This is a genomic window from Streptomyces sp. So13.3 (assembly GCF_005860785.2).
Classification (GTDB): domain Bacteria; phylum Actinomycetota; class Actinomycetes; order Streptomycetales; family Streptomycetaceae; genus Actinacidiphila; species Actinacidiphila fildesensis.
This window is the reverse complement of record NZ_CP048835.1, coordinates 8,585,994-8,610,902: the sequence shown is the minus strand read 5'-3', so window position 1 is coordinate 8,610,902 and position 24,909 is coordinate 8,585,994. Positions and strand designations below refer to the sequence as shown.

Here is a 24,909-nt window from a genome sequence, read left to right as displayed (position 1 = left end):
ATCAGGCAGCCAGTCTCACAGCGGGTGCGGCAGACGGTGAATGGGGGTGCGGGCGAGGCGCTACGAGGATCGCCGGCGCAGCCGCGGGATCCGGTCGAAGACGGTGGCGATCCGAGCGGCCTGGTCGAAGAGCGCCGCCGGACGCGACCGGTCGCCGTCGAGGTGGGTGAGGGTCTCCATGCCGAGGTAGAACGCCACGGCCGCGCTGGCCACCACGGGCACCCGCACCACGGAGGCGAGGGGCTTGCCGCGCAGCAGCGTCGTCAGCAGCTCCTCCGCCAGTTCCTCCCAGCGCCGGGTCTCCAGCGACAGTTGGGCGGCGAGCCGCGACCCCGGTCGCGCTCCGGCGTAGATCTCCTGGACTGCGGCGATGTGCCCGACCGCGGTGTCCTCGTCGTAGAGCATCCGGAGCACCTCGACCGCGCGCCCGGCGCGGTCCACGTCCGACAACTCGGCCCGGTACCGCTTGGCGCGCGCCTCGCAGGTGTGCGCGAGCGTCGCGACCAACAGGTCGTCCAGATCGGTGAAGTGGTAGTAGATGACGCCGGGCGCGAAGCCGCCCGCCTGCGCTATCGCCCGCGCGGTGGTGCCGCCGAAGCCGTGCGCCACGAGGCAGGACAGGGCGGCGTCGAGTACCCGGCCACGGGTGTCAGACAACACGCACCGCCCGGACGCCGTTGGCGGCGAGGTACGTCTCGAGCCGGCGCGCCAGTTCCGGCAGATGGTGGCTCGGCACCTGCGGGTACAGATGGTGTTCGAGGTGGTAGGTCAGCTCCAGGAACATCGCGGGGATGATCCGGCCCCGCAGCGTACGGGTCTGGGTCAGCGGCGTGTCACCGTAGTCGTGGTGCGGCAGATACACCGTCAGCAGTGGGTACACCCAGCTTCCGACGATCATCATCACCGCGTAGGCCAGCACTCCGGGCGTGTACGGCCAGAGCACCACGCCGCCGCCGAGCACCGTGACGGGCACGGCCGCCTCCGCGAGGAGCCAACCGCGGTCCCGGCCGCGCCGGTAGGACCAGAACCACAGGCGGACGAGGAACACCGGTCCGTGCAGCAGCGCACCGAGGAGCGACAGGTCGGCGGGGTGTCCCTCCGGGTCGTCGGGGTGCGGGAAGAGCCGGTGGTGCTGGGTGTGCGTGGCGCGGTACGCGTGCCCACTCTCCAGCAGCACCAGCCCGGTCGCGAACAGCGCCCAGTCGGTGGCCCGCGCCGACAGGCCGATCGTCCGGTGCACGACGTCGTGCGTGACGGTGACGACCGAGACGAAGACGCCGAAGACGATCACCGGTGTGAGCCACCACCAGCGCAGCCACGCCACGACCGCGAAGAGCGACACCCCCGCGAACGGACGGCACAGCGCGATCAGCCGCCGCCGGCGCGAGGTGACCAGCAGGTCCGCACCGAGCTCGGCCAGGCTGGGCTGGTGGACGGCGTCGGGCCGGTCCACCGGGTCGGACTGCTTCACCGGGTCGATCCCTTCTCACGCAGCATGCCCTCGGCGACGATGCGGCTGCCCAGCACGCAGGCGACGGTGCCCAGTCCTGGCCAGGTCGAGTCCCCGACGAGCCAGAGGCCGGGTCCGCCGAGATCGTGCGGGACGGCGTGCTGATTGGTGTTGCGCAGGTGCTGGCGCGGACCGCCGACCGCGCCGGCGGGACGGAACCCGAAGCGCTCGTAGCTGCGGGGCGTGCCGGTCTGGGCGATCACGGCCCGCTCCCCCAACCGCGGGTAGGCCCGCCGCGCACAGGTGACGAGGCGCTCGCCGATCTCCTTCTTGCGCTGCTCGTACGCGGTCGCGTCGAGCCCGGCCCAGTCGGCCAGATCGGTGTGCGTGGAGATCATCACCGCCCGGTGCCCCGGCGGGGCGCTGAGCGGGTCCCCCGGCTCGGAGACGGAGACGAACATGTTGTTCCCGTCGCCCAGCGGCCGGTCGTACGACTGCAGCAGTTGATGGTGGGTCAGCTCCTGGCCGGACACCTCGGAGTCGGGCACCCCGAGGAACACCACGCACGCGCCGCCCGACGCGTCCGCGTCGCGCTCCAGGAACGGCCGCAGCCTGCGGGCGACCGGCAGTGTGGCGCAGATCCTGGCGGTGGTGACGGCGGGTATCGCGCAGACCACGCGCCGGGCCAGGAGAACGCCCTGCCGGGTCGTCACCCGATAGCTCCCCGCCGCGCCGTCGACGCGCGACACCTCGCACCCCGTGCGGAGCCGGCCGCCGAGTCCCCGGTAGTGCGCCACCAGGACCCGCCAGAAACCGTGCATACCGCCGGTGTGCCGGCTGAGTCCGGCGCCCCGGATCGTCACCCCGAGCGCCGCGTTGATCAGCGGCGCGTCGTCGACACCGGTGTGCACGGTGTCCTCGACGAGCATGCCGAGCAGCCCGACCAGCGCCGCGTCGTCCCGCAGGCCGTGGGCGCGCAGCGCGTCCCCGAGGGTCCGGTTCACATGGCGGGCGAGCGGAATCCCGGCGATGCCGATCGCCCGCAGGTCCCGCAGCGCGTCGGCGGGACCGCGGACCGGCAGCCGCACACCCGACCGGCTGGCCCGCCAGAAGGTCCCCGCCAACCGGTCGAGCAGGTCCCAGAAGCGCCGGTGCCGGTCGGTGTCACCGAGCATCCGCAGCCGCTCGGCATGCCAGGCGGCCGGATCGCGGTGCAGTACGACCTCGCGGTCGGGCAGGAAGGCCCGGTAGCCCGGCAGTTCGTGTGCGTCCAGCGGTGCGATACCGACGCTCTCCAGCAGCTCGGAGCCGACCCCGCCGGGCGCGAAGTCGACCAGCGTCGTCGCCCCCACGTCGAACGAGAAGCCCCGCTTGCGGTAGTAGCCGGCACACCCGCCGGCATGACCGTGCGCCTCCAGCACCACCGTGGACACTCCGGCGGCCTGCAGCCGCAACGCCGTCGCCATTCCCGCCATACCGCCGCCGATCACCGCGACGTCGGCCGGCCCGAGTTCGTTCTGAACGTTCGTTCTGAACATGCGTTCAGAATGATGGGCAACACGGTGCGGGTCAATACCCGGGCCCGGAGAACTCCGTCCGGATCAGGGCGATATGGAGACGTGGGCGCCAGGGCGGGGACGGGTGCGCGGCACACGGCCGGTGAATGTCCGCGGGTCCGCCCGGTGGGGTCCCGCGAAAGGCGCGGGCGGGAGATAGGTACACTGGCCACGTATCCGGTGAGCGAGGTCAGAGCGAGTGGTCAGTGCCTCAACCCGCCCTCTGGGAACGGTTGATGGCATTGCGCCGGCGCCTCCTGCGCACACCTCCTGATCCCGACAGGAGACCACGTGGCGTCCCTTCCCCCGAAGCAGTCCTCCGAGCGTCCCGACAGCTCCGAGCCCCGCTTCTCCGACACCTTCGCGCGCCGCCCCACGGTGCCCCGGAGCGGGCTGCTGCCCGGCCGGCGGGTCTGGGCGACCACCGTCGCCGTGGCGGCGGTGGTCGGTATCGCCGCCCTGACGGTGCCGCTGATCAGCCATATCGACCTCACGATGGAGACGGCGGCAGCCGACCGTCCGGTGGTCGCCGCGCCGTCCAAGGGGACCCCGACCACCCCCGCCGCGACCCCGCGGCAGACGTCCTCCGGGACGCAGCCCCAGTCACAGGCAACGGCCCAGCCGCCCGCCGCCCCGAACGGGCCCGGTTCGGTCGCGGCCCCGCCGATCGCCGCTGGGGGGCAGCCGCAGAGCAGGCCGCGGCCCGCTCCGCCGGCTTCGGTGCCGTCCAAGGCGCCCGCGCCGAAGCCCAAGCCCTCCATCGCTCCCGGCTCGGCCGTGGTCGGCACGGGTTCGGGTCGCTGCATCACCGTCCCCGGTGGCACGGGGACCGACGGCCTCGCTCTGCAGATCGGCAGCTGCAACGGGGCCAACAGCCAGCGCTGGGACTTCCAGTCCGACGGCACGGTGCGGTCGATGGGCTACTGCATGGACGTGGCCTGGGGATCCCATGACGACGGGGCCCTCATCCAGCTGGCCCGGTGCAGCGGCAACCCGGCCCAGCGCTTCATCATGAGCGGCGCAGGCGACCTGGTGAACCCGCAGGCCAACAAGTGCGTCGACGTGGCGAACAACGCCACCGCGAGCGGCTCCAAGGTCCAGTTGTGGACCTGCAAGGGCACGCCCAACCAGAAGTGGCGGCTGCGCTGACCCGACAGGGGCAGCCGCCCGGGCGCTACGTCGCGGGCTGGGTGTCGAGTTCCGGCAGGTCGAGCTCGGACAGCGTCACCAGATCGTCATCGGTCGGCTCGTCGATCTCCGCGACCCGGTAGGCCTGCCGCTCCGTCATCGCCTGGAACGCCTGGCGGGCGGAGCGGCCGTTGCCGAACCGGCCGTCCCTGGGCACATGGGCGAAGTAGGTGTCGAGCATCGCCCGGGCCGCGTCCGTCAGGTCGTACTGGTGCGAGGCGGCGTGCTGTTCGACGATCCGCACCAGTTCGGCGGTGTCGTAGTCCTCGAACAGCAGCGTCCGGTTGAACCGCGACGCCAGCCCGGGGTTGGAGTCGATGAAGTGCTCCATCTCGGCGGGGTAACCCGCCACGATCACCACCACCGAGTCCCGGTGGTCCTCCATCAGCTTGACCAGGGTCGCGATGGCTTCCTGGGCGAAGTCGTTGCCCGCGCTGCCGCCGACCGGCGCCAGTGAGTACGCCTCGTCGATGAACAGCACACCGCCCATGGCCTCCTGGAACACCCGCTGGGTCTTCGGCCCGGTGTGGCCGACGTACTCGCCGACCAGCGCCGAGCGGTCGGCCTCGACGAGGTGGCCGCGCTCCAGCAACCCGACCGCGGCCAGGATCCGGCCGTACAGCCGGGCCACGGTGGTCTTGCCGGTCCCCGGGTTCCCCGCGAAGACCAGGTGCCGGCTCAGCGGGGGCGCCGCGAGTCCCGCCGCACTGCGGCGCTGCACCATCCGCATCAGCTTGACGAGCGACGCCACATCCTGTTTGACGCGGGCCAGTCCGATGAGTTCGTCGAGTTCGCCCAGCAGACTGTCCAGGCTCTCCTCGGGCTCCCCGGCCGGCTCGCTCTCCCCGGAGCCCTTCACCTCAGGTGCTCCCGACGGGCCGGACGCCACCGCGACCGGAAGCGAAGCGGCGGGCCACAGGGGGGATGTCACCCGGACCGAGACACAGTCCTCCACCACGGGATCGGCCCCGGGGTCGGCGCTCAGGTCCTCGTCCGCGTCATGGACCCGGATCCGCCGCAGCACGGGAGTCGCCCCGGCGCCTAGGTGCACGGCGGGAAAACCGGGTCCGGTGATGTCGCAGTCCTCGAACAGTCCCGCTCCCCCGGCCTCGACGATGAGGCCGTTCTTGCCGGGCCGGACGATGCGGACCCCGCTCAGCCGCGGCTCGGCGTCCCCGGCCACCACCACTCCTGAGCCGGCCGCCTCCCGGACCTCCAGATCCGTCACCCGTGGCCGCGCGCCCGCCTCGACGACGAGCCCGGCGGTGCCCGGCCGCAGCAGCCGCCCGCCCGTCAGCTCGATCTCGCCGGGCCCCAGCACGACGGCGGCCCGCTCCCCGTCGGTCACCTCGCAGTCGAGCAGCCGCACCGGACCCCGGGACGCGGACGTGATGCCGTTGCGGCAGCGCAGCACGCTCAGTCCCCGTACCTCCGCGCGTGACTCCCCGGCGATGTCGAGACCGGACATCCCGCACTGGGCGATCGACCCGTCCGTCATCTCCACGGTCGCGTCGCCGACCACGTGCACGCCGTGCTCCGGTGATCCGGACGCCCGCAGCCTGGTGAGGACGACGGTGGCCCGCCCTCCGATGTGGACCGGGCTGAAGCGGCACTCGCCGACCTCGCAGTCCTCCAGCCGTACCGTCGCGTCGTCCGCGGCGAGCAGGCCGTTGGCGGCCGAGTCCCGTACGGTGCTCTGCCCGGCGGTCAGCCGGGCGGCGCCGTGCACCCGGAGCGCGGCGGCGGCTGTGCGGACGATCCGCGTGTCGGCGAGCCACACCCGGGAGTCGTCCCCGGCGCTCACGCCCGAACCGCCGCTGTCGCGCAGCACGCACGCGGTGAGCAGCACATGGCCGGGGCCGGTGACGCTCACCGCGTCGGTGCCGGAGCCGGTCAGTTCGCAGCCGTGCAGGCGTACGCCGTCGTCGGCGCGGACCGTCCGGTCGTCGGCCCCGGCGGGGTCCACGGGGGCTGGCGAACTGCCCAGGACGCGGACCGCCTCGGCGCCGCAGTCCCGGATCCGGCAGTCCGTCAGGAGCGCGGAGCCCTGGTCCTCGACGAGCAGGCCGCTGCGGCCCGCGCGGTCGATCCGGCTGTCGCGCAGGAGGACCCTGGCGCTCTCGCGGATGCGCAGCGCGGAGCCCGACGCTCCTCGTACGGTGGTGCGTTCCAGTTCGAGGTGGGTGGAGCCGCCGGCCACCAGTCCGGTGCCGTCGGCGTCGGCCAGCACGCAGTCGGTCAGATGCACGGTGCCGGTGGTGCGCAGCAGGGCGCCGGTGAGGGTCGCTCCGGTGAGCGTCGTGTCGCACAGCCGGGCCGCCGCGTCGCCCAGGACTTCCAGCCGGCCGCGGGTGATGCCGCCGCCGGACCATGCGGTGCTGCCGCCGGCGAGTCGTACGGCGGGACGGTTCGCCGCGCCACCGCGGATCGTCAGCCCGCGCAGCACCACCCTGGCGCCGGCGGCCACTTCGAGGCCGGGCCGGTCCTCGTCGGGGGCGTTGACGGTCACCGGGCCGTGGCGGACGGGTGCGTCCTCACCATCGGCCGTCCAGGCCAGCAGCGAGACACTCCGTTCGACGCGCAGGGCCTCGGCGTAGTCGCCGGGGGCGATCCGGATCTCGTCGCCGTCCGCCGCGGCGTTCAGGGCCGCGGTGATCGTCGGGTGCGCCGTCGGCTGCCGTTCCGGATCGGCGACGTAGAGGATCGCCGGTCGGGCGGGGGGCGGGGTCACGGGGCGTCTCCGGAGGGCGGTGGCGGCCGGTGGCGGCCGGGGTTGAGGGTGAGATTGTGCATGGCGGCCTGCAGGTCGATGCCCAGTCTGCCCAGTTCGGCCTCGGCCCGGTTCAGGGCCGTGTTCGCCCGGCGCATCAGGTCCATCGCCTGGTTGTAGGCGTGCGAGGCGCCGGACGTGGCGCGGGAAGTGCCCGCGCCGGCGCTGCCGGTCCCCCGTTCCAGCGCCTGCAGTGCCCTTTGTGCCGAGCCGAGTTCACCGGTGGCCTCGGTGTACGCGCGCCATGCGGCAGCCTCGGCATCGACGCGCGTGACCTGGGGAGCGGCCGAGGTGGAGCCGCCGGGCTCCACGCCCCGTGTGGACGACGAAGCGGTGGCCGACGCCCGGCCCTTCCCCTTGACCTGAGTGCCCGGGTCCGTCGACGGCACGCTGTGGTCCGGGCGTCCTGGCGCGTGCGGGGGCCGGCCGCCGGGCGCGTCGGTGCGGGGTCGCTTGGTCGGACCGCGACCGTCGGCGCCCGGCGGCGGGCCGCCGCGCTCCACGGGCGGCAGCGGCGCATCCGAGCCGTCGGACAGCCGTGCGTGCCAGCCGCCGCCCCCGGGGCCGTCGTGCCAGGTGATGTCCAGGAGGTCGCGGGCGCGCTTGCCGCTGGTGGGCCCGTTGATCAGGTGGGCGACTCCGTCGCCGCCCGTCACCCGGATGTCCCGGCCCACCGCGTGCGCGTAGAAACTGAGTACATGCAGGCTGCCCTCGTCCATGGCGAAGTGCGCACCACCGACGGTCGCGCGCAGACCCTGCAGGGTGTCCGTCGGCGGGTGGATCCGTCCCTGGACGAGCCGGACGAAGAAGTCCTCGACACCGATGTTGTGGGCGTTCAGACCGTCGGTGAACAGCTTCAGCCGCTTCTGTGCGGTCGCCGCCGTCACCCCGCCGACGCTGTCGATCCGGTCGAAGGCACGTTGCAGCATCCGGGCCGGGTCCAGATCACCCGCCGTTCCGTCGGCGCGGTCGAGCGCCGCGAAGAGCGAGCCGGGTGAGAGGTCGATGGCCCGGGTCGGCAGGTGCTCCGCGGCGAAGTACCGCAGGTGGCGCAGGAAGTGGGTGGTGTCCGCGCTGAGCGCCAGGCTGTGCGACACCAGCCGCAGTTCGGCGGGGTCGATCCCGGCGAACACCGCCGCGCCCTCGCCGGGCAGCGGGGTGGAGACCGCGGTGCCCACCGGGTGCGTCACCGGAGTGCCCAGCCGTGGGTCGAGACCGTCGGACAGGGCCCCGGCCGTGGGACGCGGCGGGTCGCCGGCGCCGTGGCGCGACGGCCACAGAGGGTCGAACGGCCGGCCGTTGTTGAGGTCCGGCCGCAGTTTGGCGTACTGCTTCGCGATCCAGTCGTCGCGGTGCGGGGCCAGGGCGAGTCCGCTGCGGCCCGCCTGCGCGTTGCCGCCCGACGCGTCGGTGTTGAACAGCCGGTCCAGCGGCTTCTTGATGTGCGCGTGGTCCTGCGGAAGGGTGCCGTCCTTCCACAGGTCCTTCAGCAGCCGGGACACGTCGGTGGGGATCGCGGCGCCCTGGAAGTCGGTGAGGAACGCGGTTCCGCGTTCCGGCAGGACGTGGTTGGCCGCGTTCAGCTCGCGCAGGGTCAGCCGCGCGTCGAGCGCCTCGCCGGTGCGCCACAGGATCTGCCGTGCCTCGCGGGCGGCGGCCGCCGGGACGCCCGGCAGGTGGGCACCGCGGCCCAGCGCGTCGGCGAGCCCGTCGAGGACCGTCGGTGCCCGGTCGGCCTTGAGCGCCCCGACCAGCGGGTCGCCGTTGCGTACGGCGTTCGCCAGGTCGTGCAGCACGGCCTGGGCCTGGTGGAGCTCCAGTTGGTTCAGCGGCGGGCGGTCGGTCCGGAAGGCGTCGTCGATCCGGCTCAGGAGGTCCGACAGCTGGATGTGGCTGACACCGCCGAAGGCCGGCAGCGGCAGGTTCCGGTCCAGTTCCCACGCGTTGAGCAGGTTGAGCCGCTCGCTGAGGGTCTGGAACTCCGCGCCCCCGTTGCCGAACCGGACCGGCGGCGCGTCGGGGCGGTGCAGCATGACGGCGGCCGCGTCGACGAAGAGGTTGGGCTCCGGGGAGTAGGGCAGTTGCGGGTGCATGCCCGCCAGCCGGTCGCGGATCCGCATGTCGAGGCGGATCCGCGCGTCGAGCGTGGGCAGGAAGTCCTCGGTGACATCGCCCTTGACCTTGGGCACCCTGGGCTTCTTCACCGCCCCGTCGGTGGCCGCCTTCGCCGGCTTCGGGGCCTTCGCCGCATCGGCGGCGAGCCGTTCGTTGGTGACCTTGACCAGGTCCTCGGAGACGCCGGCCACCGCGGTGTCGGGCATGCGGTAGCCGCCCGACATCATCAGCGGCCGCAGCGGCGGGAACCCGGGCGAACCGTGAGCGCCCAGCGCCTCGTCGAAGTGCCGGAAGACGTGCTCACCGCTGGGCACCGTGTGCGGGTGGGCGTCGAAGTCCATGATCGAGAAGTAGGGGTGCTTACCCTCTTTGATCATCGTCTCCGCCAGATGGGTGCTGGCGGCGCTGGTCATGGTCGCGTTGCGGGCCGTGCCGTACGCGAATTTGGCGCTGGGTGCCATCGGGGTGGCGACCAGGGCGAGGGGGTGCGGGAACGAAGCCCCGCCGAGCGCGTTGTCGATGGCCCCGCGGATCGCGGCGAGTTCGCTGCGCGGGCCGTTGACGCCGATGACGACGGCGACCCGGCCGTCGAAGCCGGTCAGGTTGTGGGTGACGGAGTCCAGGAACGACTGCAGGCCGCGCAGCTCCCGGTAGTTGACGATCGCGTTCACCACGTACGCGATGGGCCGGGACTCCTCGACGCTTCCGTGCACCAGGGCCGCATAGCGGTCGGCGGTCAGCGGTTCGGGGGTGTGCCCGCCCAGGTGCGCGAAGGCGTCGTTGACCGCGGTGTGCTGATCGGCCGTGGCACCCGCCGGCGGGTGCCAGGTATGGGCGCCGCCGGTCGGGGCGGGCGTGTCGATCTGCATCGCGTCGTCGCCGTGCCGCGCGGGCGGGGACATGGTGACGTCGTGGCCGGCCGGGTGCGGCACGGTGTGCGGGGTGGAGCCGCCCGGGACTGTCCGGCCGGTGGTGTGCGGGCCGGTGGAGGGCACGTCGACGTCCATCGCGTCGTCGGCGGCGGTGTGCGAGGCGGTCGGTGACGGTGTGTTCAGGTCGGCTGCGCCGGGGCGCGGCGGACGGGGGCGGGTCGAGGGGGCGCCGCCGAGCAGGCCGCCGCGGTCGGTGAAGATCTTGCCGGTGACGGAGCGGATCTCCATGCGGGTGGCACGGGCGTCGATGCCGAGCGCGATCAGGGCGTCCTCGGCCTTGTCGACGGCCGCTCCGGTCCGCTCGACGTCGGCCAGCGCCGTCCGGTAGGCGGCGGTGGGCCCGGTGGAGGCGCCCTGGCCGGGCGGCGGGGTCACGTGGTCGAGCTGTTGCTCGGCCTTGCCCAGCTTGGTCGTGGACTGCTCGTACCTGGCCCAGGCGTTGAGCTTCGCGACGGCCTCGGAGCCGCTGGAGCCGCCGATGACGATCTGCCGCGCGGCGTGGATCCGCTGGTTCATCACCAACTCCGCGGCACGGCCACCGAACCGCCCGCCGGGCGGCAGCGGGGTGACCACGGCGGGCTGATCGACCGCTATGCCCTTGCCCTTGTCCACGCGCGGGGGAAGATGCGGCACCGGGACCTCGGCCACCGCCACGTGCAGGGTGCCGGGTAGGGGCACCTCGTCGGCCTTGACCGGGGTGCCGGGTCGGGCGACCAGGTCGAGCGCGCCCTTCGCGGAGCCGGAGTGGCCGGCGCCAGCGGCGTCCAGTCCCGGCTTGGCGGAGACGCCGGCCGGGGCACCGGAGTGGGCGCTGAGCCCGGTGGGAACCGGCGCACGGAGCTCGTCGTCACCACGCAGCAGGCTCATCGCCAGGTCGTGCGTGGACAGGGTGGGTTTCGGGAGCGGTCCAGGGGTGTTGAACGCGCGCGGCGCGGGGGCAGGGTGCACCGCCGCCCCATGCGTGACGGACGGCAACGGGCGGTCCGCCAGAGCGGTGGGCGTGGTCCGGACGCCCGGCTGCACCGGCACCGTGAGCGCGTGCTCGCCCTGGACGCCGTGCACCCCGGCCGAGGGCACGCCCGTCACGGAGCCGGTCGCCACATGGGCGACGGGCGCGGGCGGGACCGGGGCGGTGTTGGCCACCGCGTGCGCGTCGATCGTCTTGGGCGCGGAGTCCCCGATGCGCAGGGTGATGCCGTCGGCCCGGATACCGGTCACGGCGACGTCCCCCGAGGCCAGGGCGCGCAGTTCGGGGAAGGTCAGGTCGTTCAGCGCTTCGGCGTGGCCGACGGCGCCGCGGGCCATGGTGACGCCTTCTCCCATGCCGACGGTGTGCGGCACGCTCGTCGTTCCCGGGTGCACCCCGGAGACCACCTGGTCCATGTGCACCATCGGGGACGAGCCGTGCGCGTCGCGCAGCAGGTCGATGGCGGTGTGGCCGGGCAGCAGCAGATTGCTGTCGAGCCGTACGTGGCCGGCCGCGAGGTCCGCGTTGTGGACGAGCTGCGACCCGGCGGAGATGCCGGCGCCGTGGGTGAGCGGCACGCTCAGACCGCCCGGCAGCATCGTCATGCCGTGCGGCAGCGGCGGGGTGACCAGGGACAACCCGCCGACGCTCAGTCCGCCCGGGTGCGGCGCCCCGAGACCGGTGATGTGCAGGCCGGGCGCACCGCCGGCGTGGCCGACCACGGAGGGGGATCCGATGCCGTGCAGACCGCCGATGCTGAGCGCGCCCGAGCCGGGGTTCACCGCGGTGGGGACGCTGAGGGAGGCTCCCGGCGCGTGCAGGCCGTCGAGCCCGGCGCCGCGGATGGTGCCGAGCGAACCGATGCCGAGGTGGGCGAGGTTGACGGTGGGCATCGAGCCCAGGGCGAGGTGGACGAGGTTGGTGGTGCCGGCCGCGCCGAACCCCGCGCCCGGCCGGAAGAGCGCGCCCAGCGAGGAGTTGGGGCTGAACGTCCCCGGCGAGAAGTGCAGTCCGCCCGGCGACACCATCGGGGACGGCACCATCGTGCCGTGTCCGCCACCCGCCAGCGGCGAGCCGAAGTGCAGCGCGGCGTCCGTGCGGCCCGCGTTGACGAGCAGTTCGTGCAGCTCAGGGTGGGGAATGCCCAGGACACGTTCGCCGAACGCGAGCCGGGCCGCGCCGCCGAAGCCGAGGACGCCGATCTCGGTGGCGTTGAGCGGCACGAGGGCGGCGATCCCGAACCGTCCCATCCGCTGGATGTTGACCAGCCCGTAGGTTCCGACCTTCGCCCAGTCGCCGACGACGTTCCCGGTGAACTTCACCCAGTCGCTGTGGATGGCGGTGACCATCGTGTTCCAGCCGCCCTTGGCACCGTTGCTGATCCCGCGCAGCAGGCCGGACAGGTCGATCTTGAGGGCGGGGCCGAGGTGGGAGCCGATCACCATGGGCGCGATGACGAACTTCGGCAGGCCGGTGAGCGTGGAGAAGTGGCCGATCTGCGACCAGATGTTCTTCCCGGCCATCGCCAGGCCGTTGACGCCACCCTTGAGGCTGTTGCCCAGCCCCTTCAGCAAGGCGCCGACGTTGATGCCCTTGGTCGTCGGGAAGAGCACACCGAGGAAGGCGAGTCCGAGCTCCAGACCGCTGGCCTTTCCCTGGCTGAACGCGACGATCGTCTTGATCAGCAGGACGGCGTTCATGCCCCAGGCGATGACGGCGAGGATGCCGCCGGTGAAGATCGCGAGCACCGACAGGATGATCGTCAGCCACTGGAAGACTTCCCAGAACAGGTCGCAGTCGCTGACCGGTTGGACCATCAGCTCGCCCGCCGTGTGCAGCTGCTTGCGCAGTTCCTTCGCCGCGGTGGACACGTCGCCCTTGGCGTCACTGGCGCGCTGCTTGAGGCCGGGCAGCTGCGCGTCGTCCTGCGGCAGCCCCTGCGCCGCGGACAACGCCTGGTCCGCCTCGGCCTGGGCGTTGGTGACGACGGTGCTGTAGGTGCGCAGCGCGGTCTCCGCCGTGTGGAAGGACTCCTCCACCCGCCCGACGAACTTGAACAGGTGGTCGTCGACCTTGTCGCGCAGCGCGTCGGCGGTCTTGCCGATGAAGCGCTGGCCGTCGCCCGCGGTGACCTGCAGTTCCTTCAGCCCGGTGTTGATGGTCCCGGCCGAGGTGGCGAGATCGCGCATCGCGTCGGCGACGACGGTGAGGGTGGCGGGGTCTCCCGGGGTGGGATCGCCGTCCAGGCCGAGCGCACTCCAGTCCCCTGGACGCGTTCCCACGTTCAAGCACCCCCTGGCGGCGATCGGCCGTAGGCAAGAGCCGGTCTCCACGGCACCGGACATCATGTCTACGCAGAGCGCGCCTGATCGGTTCACTCTGTGAACGACGTCACAGGCCGCGGAGCCGGGTGTAATCCGGATCACTGAACCGTTCGGATCCCGGGTGCGTTTGATCTTACGTACGCGTCCCGTCCCCGACTCCGTCCCCCGGGAGTGGCTGTGCCCGACATCGCGGTCGACTACGAACTGCTCAACCAGGTCGCCCAGAAGGCCCGCACCCTCAAGGGGCAGGTCCAGGCGGCGCGCGAGGGCAAGCAGGACTACACGGTCAACGAGACCGGTGCGGCGTCGGTCTCCACGGCCATCCGCGCCTACTACTCCGTGTGGAAGAGCTCCTTCAAGCGCTCGGAGGAGAAGCTGGAGAAGCTCGGCAACCTCTACGACGGGGTGGCGCGGGGCTGGGCGGACTGGGACTTCCGGCTGGCCGGTGAGGCGAGCAAGCAGGAGGCGTCGCTCGCCGCGGATCTGTACACGACCCAGAAGAAGATCTGGGACGACTGGCAGGCGGCGGTCGCGGCCGGAAACGCCGACCCCAACGACCCGCACGCGCCCAAGCCGCCCGCGGACCGGCCCGGCACCTGGACCACCGACGACGGTCACGGCAACACCACCACGACCACGTACGAGTACGGCCCGGACGGCAAGCCGACGAAGATCACCACGACGCAGCACACGAACACCGGCCTGACCAGTACGGACACCACGAACTACCACGCCGACGGCACGTACGACTCGTCCGCCACCGATGTCTACGGCAATGTCACGACCACGACCGGCAACAGCCAGACCACCGAGTCGGGGAACACCAAGAACACCAACGACCACTTCACCAGCACCACCAAGGACCCCGACGGCAAGGAGAGCACGACCACGGGCACGACCACGTCGGTCTACGACACGACCACCGGTCACCGTGACTCGGACACCACCTACACCACCGTCGGCCCCGACAAGGACGGCAACCAGCAGACCGTGAAGGGCACCACGCACTCCTCGGTGGACCTCAACGGCCACGAGGTCGTCACGACCGTCGAGGTCAACGAGGACGGCAGCGGCACCAAGACCGTGGTGACCGACGGCCGGACCGAGGAGTGGAAGAGCGACAGCGCGGACCACGACAGCGGCTGGACGACGTCCGACGACGACTAGGGCCGGAACCGGCCCGACCCGTGAGCCGGGAACGGCACCACGGTCACCCCACAACCAAGGGAGCGCACCATGCCCGCAGGCAACATCAACCTTGACTACACCGAGATCCTGCGCGTCTCAGGCGTGATGAACCAGGCGGTCAACGACATCAACCCGCACCTGCTGTCGACGAAGACCTCCGTCGAAGGGCTGCTGGACAACGGCCTGTTCATGCAGCAGAGCAGTCCCGCGATGAAGGCCGCCTACGAGAAGCTGACGGCCTCGCTGCAGCAGGCCGTGGAGAGCATCAACAGCTTCGCGATGCAGTTCACCAAGATCAAGGAGTCCGTCGAGAAGATGGACGCCGACATCGCGGCCAGCACCAACCAGGCCTGACGGCAACGCGCGCGCCCGCGGCCACCTTTCCGGGTGGCCGCGGGCGCGCGCGTTTTCCGCGACAGGCCGACGACGGATCAGGCGTCGTCCGCCCGCAGCACCGTCTCCGGGACGAGCACCGACACCAGCAGACCCGACACCGGGTCGACGGTCAGCCCGCGGCCGGGCGTCGGCCGGCCGCGCAGCAGGTCGTACGGGACGCGGATGCCCAGCAGATCGCCCTCGGCCGGGGACTGCGGGGACAGCAGGACGCCCTTGCGGACCCGTCGTACCTGGCCCAGCCAGCCGATGCCCGCCGAGGTGAGGGTCTCCGCGGTGGCGGCGACCGCCAGCCCGTAGCCGCGGTCGCGTCCGGTGGCCGCGATGTCACGGAGCACCGAGTCGGCGGCCGGCATCTGGGCGAGCAGGTCCGCGTCGTCCACCAGCACGACCGCGGGCCCGGTCCCGGACTCCAGCGCCTCGCGGACCTCGTCGGCCATCGGGTCGGGCGACTCCAGCACGACGGCCTGCGGGTGCCTGCGCAGCCCGCGCAGCGGCGACTCGCGCGGGGTGATCGCCACCACCCGGGTCCCGCCGGCCAGCAGCGAGACCGCGAGACTGGCCAGCGCGGTGGAACGGCCCGCCCCGGGAGGACCGCTGATGAGGAACGACGGCGAGTCCGCCGCGAAGTCCACACCCACCGGCTCCAGATCGTCGCCGCCGATGCCCAACAGCCCCCACAGGGGACGCCGCTGGGCCGCCGGCACCTTCGCGTAGGCATCGGTGAACGTCACCTGCTTCGGCAGCGTCATCACCCGGGCCGGGCGCCGGGCGGCCGGGACGTCCCGGTCGCGGCGCGTCGCCTCGGCGCCGATGCGCTGCAGCGCCTCCGCCTGTTCGCGGCCGGTGGGCACGCCGCCCGACACCTCGCCGAGCAGCGCCACCTGCACCTCCGCGGCGCTGCCGCCGCGCCAGCCGCGCCCCGGCGGGACCACGGCCGGGATCAGCTTCGCCGGGATACCCGCCAGCATGTACTCGCTGCGGTCGGTGAGCCGCAGCAGCAGCCGCTCGTCGTTGAGCGAGGCGACCTTGCCGGACAGCAGGGCGCGTTCCGAGGTGGCGATCACGTGCACGCCCATCGGCGCGCCCTCGCGGATCAGCGCGGTGAGCTCCTGGACGGGCCGGCCGCCGTCGTGGTCGCCGAGCAGGGCGGTCAACGAGTCCCAGCCGTCGATCAGGACCACCAGGTGGGCGGGCCGCTCGGCCGCCGGCAGCAGGGTGCGCAGTTCGGCGAGGTTGGCCACGCCGTGCTGGGTCAGCAGCTCCTGACGGCGGCCCATCTCCCCGAGGAGGCGGGCCAGCAGGCGGTTGAGGCGTTCCAGGTCGGCCCGGGGGACGACGGCACCGCAGTGCGGCAGCGCGCTGAGCGCCGCGAGCGCGCCGCCCGCCGCGTCGATCCCGTACAGGTGCACGTCCGCCGAGGAGTGCCGGCGGGCCAGCGCGCCGCCGATCGTCCGCAGCGCCTGGGAGCGCCCCGACCGCGGGGTGCCGATGATGTACAAGTGCCCGAACTGGGAGAAGTCCAGCTCCAGGGGCTCCTGTCGCTGGATGCCCGGCAGGTCGGCGAGTGCCCAGGGGACCGCGGCCAGCCGGCCGTTCGGCAGGTCCGGCCGGTCGGGCAGGTCGTGCAGCGAGACGGCGTGCTCGAGCGCCGGCAGCCACGGGCTGGGCTGGTGCGGCACGTCCAGTTCCTCCGCCGCCTCCCGGATCGCTTCGACCAGCGCCGTCAGATCGGTCGGGGCGTCGGGGTCGTCCGAGTGGTCCGGGGCGTCGGCGTCCGAGGCGTGCTCGGGGCCGGGCTCGGCGGCCGTGCGGCCCAGCAGCGACCAGTTGACCTCGCTGGTCCAGACGGGAGGCTCAGCCGTCGGTCGGGCTTCGACCCCGGTACCGGCTGCCGCGTCCGGACGCGGCAGCTCGCCCTCGGCGCTCTTCCCCGCGCGGGGCGCTCCGACGAAGGCCGTCTGGAACGGCAGGACGGAACGGTGTCCGATCCGGGCCAGGGCGCGGCCCGGAGTCGCGGCGGAGATGGTCACCGCGTCGTTGACCTCCAGAACATCCATGCTGTCCATGCTGTCGGTGACACGCAGCGAGATCCGCAGGTTGGTGTTGGCGCGGATGTCGGCGGTGACGACGCCGGCGGGCCGCTGCGTGGCCAGGATCAGGTGCAGGCCGAGGGAGCGGCCGCGCTGGGCGATGGAGACCAGGCCGGGGATGAACTCCTGGACGTCCCGGGCCAGCGTGGCGAACTCGTCGATGATCAGCAGCAGCCGGGGCAGCGCGGCCAGCGACGGATCGCGCCGCCGCATGGCGCGGTACTCGATATGGTCTTTGGCGCCCACATTGGCCAGGATCCGCTCACGCCGGGTGAGTTCCGCGCCGAGGGACGCCAGGGCGCGCTCCACCAGGTGGCTGTCGAGGTCGGTGACCATGCCCAGGACGTGCGGCAGTCGCACGCAGTCCTGGAACGCGCTGCCGCCCTTGTAGTCGACGAGCACGAACGTCATCTCGTCGGGCCGGTTCACGGCGGCGAGCGAGGCGACCAGCGTCTGCAGCAGCTCGGACTTGCCGGCGCCGGTGGTACCGGCGACCAGCCCGTGCGGGCCGTCCTTGACCAGGTCGAAGGTGACGGGACCGGTGTAGCCGACGCCCAGCAGCGCCGCGGTGGAGGCCGGCCGGTTGGACCACCTGCGGGCCAGTTCCTCGCCGCGCGGCGGCTCCAGCTCCAGCAGTCCGAGCAGCCCGACCCGGTCCGGCAGACCGTCGGAGCCGTCAGGAGTGACGTCACGGACGGGCGCGAGGGCCCGGCCGATCCGCTCGCACCAGTCGGTGTCGACCAGGTCCGGGCGGATCTCGGTGAGGTCGGCGCTGCCGGTGCGGCGCAGCGTCACGTCCCGGGCGTTGACGACGCAGACCGAGACGCACTCCTCGGGGAGCATGCGCTCCTCCTGGTCGATGCAGATCAGGAAGACCCGGACGGCCGGGCCCTCCTTCAGCACCTGCACGACACCGGGCACGTCACGCAGCCGCCGCGCCCCGTCGAGCACCACCACGAGGTCCGGTTCGCTGAGCAGCGCCCCGCTCATCGCGGAGTTGCGGGCGCGCATCCGGGCGCGGACGGCCGAGACCAGTTCCGAGACGCGGTTGGCGACGGTCTCCGGGTCGTTGCCGAGGGTGACGGCCGGACCGCCGGAGTTCTCCGCGGAGACACCGCCACGGCCGGGCCGGGCGTGCGGCAGCCAGCGCACCCATTCCCAGGCCGGGGCTCCCGCCGTATCGGTGAGGACGGTGATCCGCACATCGCGGGGGCTGTGCAGGATCGCCGCCTGGGCCACGGCCCAGCGGGCGAGCGCGCGGGCCGCGTCGCGCTCGCCGGCGATGCCGAGCACACCGTCACCGGCCAGGTCGACGCCGACCGGCATGTCGGGGATCCGCCAGTTGACGGAGCGGTGGTTGTCCTCGCGGGAGGTGTCCTCGACAGTGAGCAGCGAGGACTGGTTGACCGTTCCGACCCGCAGTACGAGATGGTCCGGGTGACCGCGGCGGCGCTCCCACAGGCGGGCGCCGGGGCCGACCGCCCACAGTCCGGCGTCGGCCGGGTCGGGCCCGCCCGCCACCCGCAACCGCCGTTCCCGGTCGACCTTCTGCTGGATGTCCTGTTCCAGGGAGGCGCGCCGGGCGCGGTAGCTGGCGACGCCGTCGGTGTACTCCCGGCGTCCGCTCTTGCGGCCGCTCATCCAGTTGCCGATGGCCAGGACCGGGCTGAAGACCGCGAACATCAGGTAGAAGTACGAATGGAGGATGGTGACCATGCCGACGCCGAGGAGGAGCGGCGCGAACACCACCAGCAGCGGCACCGGGCGCTTGGTGGGCGGGCTCGGCGGCGACGGCAGGACGAAGCGTTCCGGCAGCAGCGGCGGAATGATCCGCGGCGGCCGGTTGAAGTCGAGGAACGCGCCGTCGGCGGAGACGGTGACGGCCGCGTCCGCCTCGGTGGGTTCCGCCACCCGCAGCAGGAATTCGCCCAGCACCAGTTCACCGCCGAGCGGCCACTCCTGCCAGCCGCGTGGCAGCGGCTCATGGGCGTCGGCGTACGGATCGGGCAGTTCCGGGGCGGGGGCGGGCGGCAGCGGGATCGCGTCGGCGCGCGGCCGGGCCGGCGGCGGCTCGGGCGCGGACAGCGCGACGCCCTCGGCCTGATGGGTGTTGAGCAGGACGGTCCCGTTGGGACGAACGGTGATCCGCACTCCCTGCGACGGAACGTCCCGGCCCTCCAGGAGGACCGCGCTGCCCGGCAGCGGGCCGGCACCGTGCGTGCCGGGCTCCAGCAGCCAGACCCGCCCGGCGTCCCGGCCGCCGACCAGCTGGAGTTCCACCCGGGGGCCGCGCGGCAGCCGTTCGCCGTCCGCGGACCGGGACGGCGGCGGCAGCAGGTCGCGCAGCGGGCCGTAACCCCCGCTCTCCGGCGCGGCCGGTCCACCGAGGCCGAGCCTGGCTCCGTCCCGCACCCCGGCGGCGGACAGCGGCAGCTCGGCGGGAAGCCGGCGGTCCCCCAGATACAGCGGGGGCAGTTCATCGCCGCCGTGAGCACCCGTCGTCTCCCGGCCGGCAGAGGCCAGTCTGGCGACGAGCGCGCCGACGGTGGTGGCGCCGGTGGCGTCGATCATGAGATCGCGGCCCTGGTCCGGCGTTTCGGCCGGAGTGATGCTGAGGAAGAGTCTCACGGGGTGGAAGAAGTCCGATCCGGGATTTCGCCGGGGGCGGCGGGCAGGGGACGTGACGCGGCGGAGATGCCCGCTGACCGCGCGGGCGCGGCGGCGGGCCTGGGCCCGCGAGGTCGAGGTCCGGGTCCAGGGAGAGGGCTGGGACGGCGGCGGAGGCGGCGGCCGGGGCGGCGCTTGAGCGGGTTCCGGGTCCAGTTCCCCTTCCGGGTCCGGGTACGGGTACGGGTCCGGGGAGGAGTCCGGTGCGGGCGCGGGGGCGGGGACGACGGCCGTCGCGGGGAGCGGATCGCGTTCGTTCCGGGAAGGGTCCGCGGGCCGCGTCGAAGAGCCGGCGGTGGCAGCGGGCGATACGGCGGCTGGTTCGGTGAAGTCCGGGTCGCCGGAACCGGGTTCGCCGGCCGTCGCTTCGGCGGTCGTCGCCACCGGCGGCGTTTCCGCAGCTCCAGGCGCTGCGCTCACGGAAGGAGTCGTCACCGGAGCCGTGGCACGAGCGCGCGACCGGAGGCGCCGGATGGTGCGGCCCACGGCCCGGCCGAGCGAGGCCGCCTCGACGTCGATCTGCATGCCGGGGCCCAGCAACCGCCCGTCGGACTCCGCGTGCAGGGTCCAGCTGGAGCCGGGGAGGCTGCCGCCGACGAGTACCCGGGCCCTGCCCTCGGCGCTCAGCACGGCCAGCCGTTCCGCCTGCTCCGGTGTCGGCATCCAGCACGCCAGGATCGGCGGCAGCCCGGCGTACGAGCCACCGTCCGGGTCCGTGTCCCCGTCCGTATCTCCGTCCGATTCCCTGTCCGGATCGACTTCCGGTGAAGCCTCCGTGCGCTCGCGCACGGACAACTCATCGATGAGTTCGTCGAGTTCAGGACCGGGAAAACGCGGATGCAGGCCCCGTGAGACGAGGACCTCCGGCCCGTCCGGCAGGCTGTCGAGCTGCGCGGTCAGCGCGTGCACGACGCTGCGCGCCACCCGCCCGTCGCCTTCGACCACCAGCGAGGGCGGGCCGCTCAGCCAGTCGACGAGGACGACCCCCGGCACTCGGCGGTCGACACCGACGACGAGCAGCAGCCGGTCCCGGTCCTCCGCGACGGACGAGGGCTCCGGCGGCTCCGCCTGCGCCGGGGCGGACCAGGTCCACTCCCCCGGCCCGTCGGTGGCATCCGTCCACTCCCCGGAGGGGCCGAGCGGATCCCGGCCGGCGATGACCACCCGCGTCCGGTCACGCGACGGAGCGATCCACACGGTCGGGGCGTAGCAGCCGACGCCCTGGGCCGCGTCGGCGCGGTCGAGCGCCGCGCCGGCGAGCACCCGGGCCTCCGGGTCGGCGAGGAAGGACGTCAGCATCCGCGCGCAGCGGCGGTGCAGCCGGTAGGCGCGGAACGGCTGGGAGAACGCGAGGCGGGTCATCCGGGTCTCCCAGACGACGCGCCGGCACGTTCGCCGGAACCCGCCCTGGGACTTGATGATCCGGGCGGCCACCCAGATCAGCAGGACCAGCGCGACCAGCAGGCCGATGATGATCAGCCAGGAGTTCCGGTCCGGCATCGCCAGGGCGAGCGGCTGCGGGCCGGCGACGGGTGCCGTCCGGCCGGTCACGCGCACTCCCGCGAGTAGGCGGCCGAACGTCGCAGGTCGCGCATCGCGTGGTGCAGACGGGACTTGACGGTTCCGGTCGGGATTCCCAGGGCGAGTGCCGTGTCAGGGCCGGAACATCCGAGCAGGTACGTGTACACCAGAACCTCACGGTGGGGGCGGGAGAGTGGGGCGAGCAGCTCGACGAGGTGGGTGCGGTCGACCACCCGGGCCTGGTCGTCCGCGACGGCGGCGGTCTCGGGCAGATACGCGGTGGGCAGGGCGGGGCGGACACCGTCCCTGCGACTCCAGTCGATGACCACGTTGCGGGCCACGGTGCAGAGCCACGGCAGACCGGGCTGGAAGCCGTCGGCGCGCCGCGACCCCGAGCCGGTGGGGGACGCCAGCCAGGCCCTCAGAAGGGTCTCCTGCACGGCGTCCTCGGCCCGCTGCGGGTCGCTGGGCAGGAGCGAGCGCACGTAGCGCAGAAGCGGTTGGCGGTGGGGTCCGATCAAAGCGGTGAACCGCTCGTCCGTCTCGCGTGTCGCGTACCGCGGGGCGGAGAGTGCCGCTGAACTCATGGTGCTGCTGCCTCGGAGTGTTCGGGGTGATCGGGGCGCCCGGCGCGCGGGGAACCGGGCGAGGGAAGGGAGCGCCGGATAGGTGGATCCACCACAGACCGCACACCCTAGTCACCGGACGCAGCCGGAGGCAAAGGCGCCAATTGGCCAAATCGCCCTTGGGGAAGGCAGTTTGCGCCATCTTCGCGTGATGCGTCACCCTGCCGCGTGCGGCCGCTCAGCGGGCCTCCGGCCGCGGCCCGCACCCCTTCGGGCCAACGGGCGCAAGGCCTCGGAAGCGATCACCCGGCCCGTGACGGCTCCGCCGGGAACGAGTCGACCATCACACTCGGTAGCCGCCCGTGCGGGGAGCGGGTTCCCTGGCCCGACCTGCGGAAAAGGCCGGGAATAGAGACGCGGGCCCCGTCGTTCCCGGTGATAGTTGAATCAGCAACTACATGGATGTGGTGAGCACAGTGCAGTTCGGGATCTTCAGCGTCGGCGACGTCACCGCCGATCCCACCACGGGGGCGACGCCCACGGAGAACGAGCGGATCAAGGCGATGGTCGCCATCGCGCTCAAGGCCGAGGAGGTCGGTCTCGACGTCTTCGCGACCGGCGAGCACCACAACCCGCCCTTCGTGCCGTCGTCCCCGACGACCATGCTCGGCTACATCGCGGCGCGCACCGAGCGGATCATCCTCTCCACCTCGACGACGCTGATCACCACCAACGACCCCGTGAAGATCGCCGAGGACTTCGCGATGCTGCAGCACCTCGCCGACGGCCGCGTCGACCTGATGCTCGGCCGCGGCAACACCGGACCGGTCTACCCGTGGTTCGGCAAGGACATCCGCCAGGGCATCCCGCTCTCGGTCGAGAACTACGCGCTGCTGCACGAGCTGTGGCGCAACGAGGTGGTCGACTGGCAGGGCACGTTCCGTACGCCGCTGCAGTCCTTCACCTCCACGCCCCGGCCGCTCGACGGCGTTCCGCCGTTCGTCTGGCACGGCTCGATCCGCAGTCCGGAGATCGCCGAACAGGCCGCCTACTACGGCGACGGGTTCTTCGCGAACAACATCTTCTGGCCGAAGGAGCACTACGTGCGGCTCATCGAGCTCTACCGGGAGCGGTTCGCCCACTACGGCCACGGCACCCCCGAGCAGGCCGTCGTCGGTCTCGGCGGGCAGGTGTTCATGCGCAGGAACTCGCAGGACGCGGTGCGGGAGTTCCGCCCGTACTTCGACAACGCGCCCGTCTACGGCCACGGCCCGTCGCTGGAGGAGTTCACCGACCAGACACCGCTGACCGTGGGCAGTCCGCAGGAGGTCATCGACAAGACCCTGACCTTCCGTGACACCTTCGGCGACTACCAGCGCCAGCTGTTCCTGATGGACCACGCGGGCCTGCCGCTGAAGACCGTCCTGGAACAGCTCGACCTGCTCGGCGAGGAGGTCGTGCCGGTCCTGCGCAAGGAGTTCGCCTCGGCCCGGCCGGCCGGGGTGCCCGACGGCCCGACCCACGCCGCTCTGGTCGCCCGCGACCGGGCCGCCGACCCGGCCGGCCCGGCCGACGCCGCCTGAGCCGTCGTATCCGTCGACCCCTGTCGACCCTCCGGAGAGAAGGAGCCCATGAACACCGTGCATCTCGTCGTCGTCTCGGCCGGCCTGAGCCAGCCGTCCTCGACCCGGCTGCTGGCCGACCGGCTCGGTGAGGCGACCCGGCGCGCGCTGAGCGACCGGGACGAGGACCGTACGGTCACGGTCCGCGTCATCGAACTGCGCGAACTCGCCGCCGACATCGCCAACCACCTGGTGACCGGTTTCCCCGGTGCGGCACTGCGGGACGCCATCGAGGCGACGGAACAGGCCGATGGCCTGATCGCCGTGACCCCGATCTTCAGCGCCTCCTACAGCGGCCTTTTCAAGTCGTTCTTCGACGTGCTCGACAACGGGGTGCTGGCCGGAAAACCCGTACTCATCGCGGCCACCGGCGGTACCGCCCGGCACTCGCTCGCACTGGAGCACGCGATGCGACCGCTCTTCGCCTATCTGCGGGCGCTCGTCATGCCGACCGCGGTCTACGCCGCATCGGAGGACTGGGGCTCAGGCGGGGACGCGACGACGGACGGTCTCGCCGCCCGCATCGCCCGCGCGGCGGGAGAGCCGGCCGACCAGCTGGCCGGCAGGCCCGCCGCCGCCCCGGCCGCGGCCGAACAAGTGGTGCCGTTCGCACAGCAGCTGACGGCACTCCGGCCCGCAGGCCGCTGACAGCATCCACGCACCTCGATGAACCCACCGCCGGCCGCCCTGCTCAACGGGGCGGCCGGCGGTGGCATTCCTCAGGCGGACGGCAGCAGCTGGAACACCGGATGAAGCACGGACTCGGCGGCGAACTCCTCGTCCGTCGAATCCTGAGTCACATCGAAGTACGCACGGGTGACCGGGACTTCGCGCAGGTACTGGCGCAGCACCGGGACGCTCTCCGCCGGCCCGAGCTCGACGCTGCGCAGGTCCTCTGAGCGGCCGCCCCGGCTGATGGTGACCTGCCCCGCGGCCCGGGTGTTGTGCACCCAGTTGGTGACTCCGTACGCGGCGACCAGCCAGCGCCGGCCGTCGGACTCCATCACATCGACGGGCGTCGAACGCGGCTGCCCCGACTTCCGGCCCCGAACGGTCAGTATGTGCCGGTACCCCTTGCCGATACCGAAGCGGGTCATCACCGCGAACACCCGGTTCACCACCCGTGCACCGGCACCGACCCGATAGCTCTTCGCCATCACCGCTCCTGCTCTCAGCAGAGGTCCAACGGGCCCCGCAGCACTGCGGGACAGACCCCATCACGTTCCTGGATACAAGCACATCCCCGGTCGGGGATGCCCTGGCCGGGGCTATCGCGGGGCGTTCTCCGGTTCCTGGTCGAACTCACCGTCCGACTCCGCCGCGGTGAACGGGAGAAGGGCCGGCGAGAGGAACGGATCCGTCGACGGTCCCGGGGACTGCTGGTTCGGGCTGGTTTCCGGGCGGAGCGTTTCGGAGAACAACGAAGACATGGGCACCTTCTGACAATCGGTCCCGTCCGCTGAGGCGAACGGGCAGCGCTACCCGAAAGGTACACGCGTACGAATCAGCCGAGATCACACCACGCCGCCGTGGCCGGTCCCCGCCCGTCGAAAGATC

The 24,909-nt window shown here is 72.6% G+C and carries 14 protein-coding genes; 5 read left to right on the top strand and 9 right to left on the bottom strand.

Translation table 11 applies throughout. The features are described from left to right. Window positions 1–60 precede the first annotated feature (60 nt). From C8250_RS38335 to C8250_RS38325, 3 genes are read right to left on the bottom strand one after another with little or no spacing between them, the layout of a single operon-like run. Window positions 61–657: a TetR family transcriptional regulator gene (locus tag C8250_RS38335; RefSeq protein ID WP_138354361.1), complete on the bottom strand. Its 597-nt coding sequence runs from the start codon at window positions 655–657 to the stop codon at window positions 61–63. Continuing rightward, window positions 650–1,471 (bottom strand): fatty acid desaturase, encoded by an 822-nt coding sequence (locus tag C8250_RS38330; RefSeq protein ID WP_198357547.1) that lies wholly within the window; start codon window positions 1,469–1,471, stop codon window positions 650–652. The genes C8250_RS38335 and C8250_RS38330 overlap by 8 nt, the downstream gene beginning before the upstream one ends. Next, the gene (locus C8250_RS38325; protein WP_138354360.1) at window positions 1,468–2,988 is read right to left on the bottom strand and encodes an NAD(P)/FAD-dependent oxidoreductase; all 1,521 of its coding nucleotides are present in this window, start codon (window positions 2,986–2,988) and stop codon (window positions 1,468–1,470) included. Before C8250_RS38325 ends, C8250_RS38330 begins: the two co-directional genes overlap by 4 nt. Window positions 2,989–3,297: 309 nt before the next feature. Between C8250_RS38325 and C8250_RS38320 the strand changes: the two genes are divergently transcribed. After that, window positions 3,298–4,155, top strand: a complete 858-nt coding sequence (locus tag C8250_RS38320) for an RICIN domain-containing protein (RefSeq protein WP_244809643.1) — start codon at window positions 3,298–3,300, stop codon at window positions 4,153–4,155. Window positions 4,156–4,180: 25 nt separating this feature from the next. Here C8250_RS38320 and C8250_RS38315 read toward each other — a convergent pair whose 3' ends face one another. Together C8250_RS38315 and C8250_RS38310 are read right to left on the bottom strand one after the other, a co-directional pair. Further along, entirely contained in the window at window positions 4,181–6,925 is a 2,745-nt protein-coding gene (locus C8250_RS38315) for a right-handed parallel beta-helix repeat-containing protein (RefSeq protein WP_138354359.1), read from the bottom strand. Beyond that, the gene (locus tag C8250_RS38310; protein ID WP_138354358.1) at window positions 6,922–13,260 is read right to left on the bottom strand and encodes a putative T7SS-secreted protein; all 6,339 of its coding nucleotides are present in this window, start codon (window positions 13,258–13,260) and stop codon (window positions 6,922–6,924) included. The genes C8250_RS38315 and C8250_RS38310 overlap by 4 nt, the downstream gene beginning before the upstream one ends. Window positions 13,261–13,479: 219 nt before the next feature. On the opposite strand from C8250_RS38310, the gene C8250_RS38305 reads away from it, so the two are divergent. Both C8250_RS38305 and C8250_RS38300 read left to right on the top strand, forming a co-directional pair. After that, complete coding sequence (locus C8250_RS38305; RefSeq protein WP_138354357.1) at window positions 13,480–14,469, top strand: hypothetical protein; 990 nt, start codon at window positions 13,480–13,482, stop codon at window positions 14,467–14,469. 69 nt (window positions 14,470–14,538) lie between these two features. After that, window positions 14,539–14,844: a hypothetical protein gene (locus C8250_RS38300; RefSeq protein WP_138354356.1), complete on the top strand. Its 306-nt coding sequence runs from the start codon at window positions 14,539–14,541 to the stop codon at window positions 14,842–14,844. Between the two features lie 77 nt (window positions 14,845–14,921). Here the strand turns inward: C8250_RS38300 and C8250_RS38295 are convergent, their stop codons facing one another. Together C8250_RS38295 and C8250_RS38290 are read right to left on the bottom strand one after the other, a co-directional pair. Further along, the gene (locus tag C8250_RS38295) at window positions 14,922–21,194 is read right to left on the bottom strand and encodes an FtsK/SpoIIIE domain-containing protein (protein ID WP_244809641.1); all 6,273 of its coding nucleotides are present in this window, start codon (window positions 21,192–21,194) and stop codon (window positions 14,922–14,924) included. Then, entirely contained in the window at window positions 21,191–21,751 is a 561-nt protein-coding gene (locus C8250_RS38290) for a sigma-70 family RNA polymerase sigma factor (protein ID WP_138358501.1), read from the bottom strand. The genes C8250_RS38295 and C8250_RS38290 overlap by 4 nt, the downstream gene beginning before the upstream one ends. 455 nt (window positions 21,752–22,206) lie before the next feature. Here C8250_RS38290 and C8250_RS38285 point away from each other — a divergent pair, with 455 nt between their 5' ends. Next, window positions 22,207–23,313, top strand: a complete 1,107-nt coding sequence (locus C8250_RS38285) for an LLM class flavin-dependent oxidoreductase (protein WP_138358541.1) — start codon at window positions 22,207–22,209, stop codon at window positions 23,311–23,313. Window positions 23,314–23,361: 48 nt separating this feature from the next. Further along, window positions 23,362–24,000: an FMN reductase gene (locus tag C8250_RS38280; RefSeq protein ID WP_138358503.1), complete on the top strand. Its 639-nt coding sequence runs from the start codon at window positions 23,362–23,364 to the stop codon at window positions 23,998–24,000. 71 nt (window positions 24,001–24,071) lie between these two features. Here the strand turns inward: C8250_RS38280 and C8250_RS38275 are convergent, their stop codons facing one another. Then, on the bottom strand, window positions 24,072–24,509 hold the full coding sequence (locus tag C8250_RS38275) for a nitroreductase family deazaflavin-dependent oxidoreductase (protein WP_138358505.1): 438 nt from the start codon (window positions 24,507–24,509) through the stop codon (window positions 24,072–24,074). Between the two features lie 111 nt (window positions 24,510–24,620). Beyond that, complete coding sequence (locus C8250_RS43080) at window positions 24,621–24,782, bottom strand: hypothetical protein (RefSeq protein ID WP_164293887.1); 162 nt, start codon at window positions 24,780–24,782, stop codon at window positions 24,621–24,623. Between the last annotated feature and the right edge of the window lie 127 nt (window positions 24,783–24,909).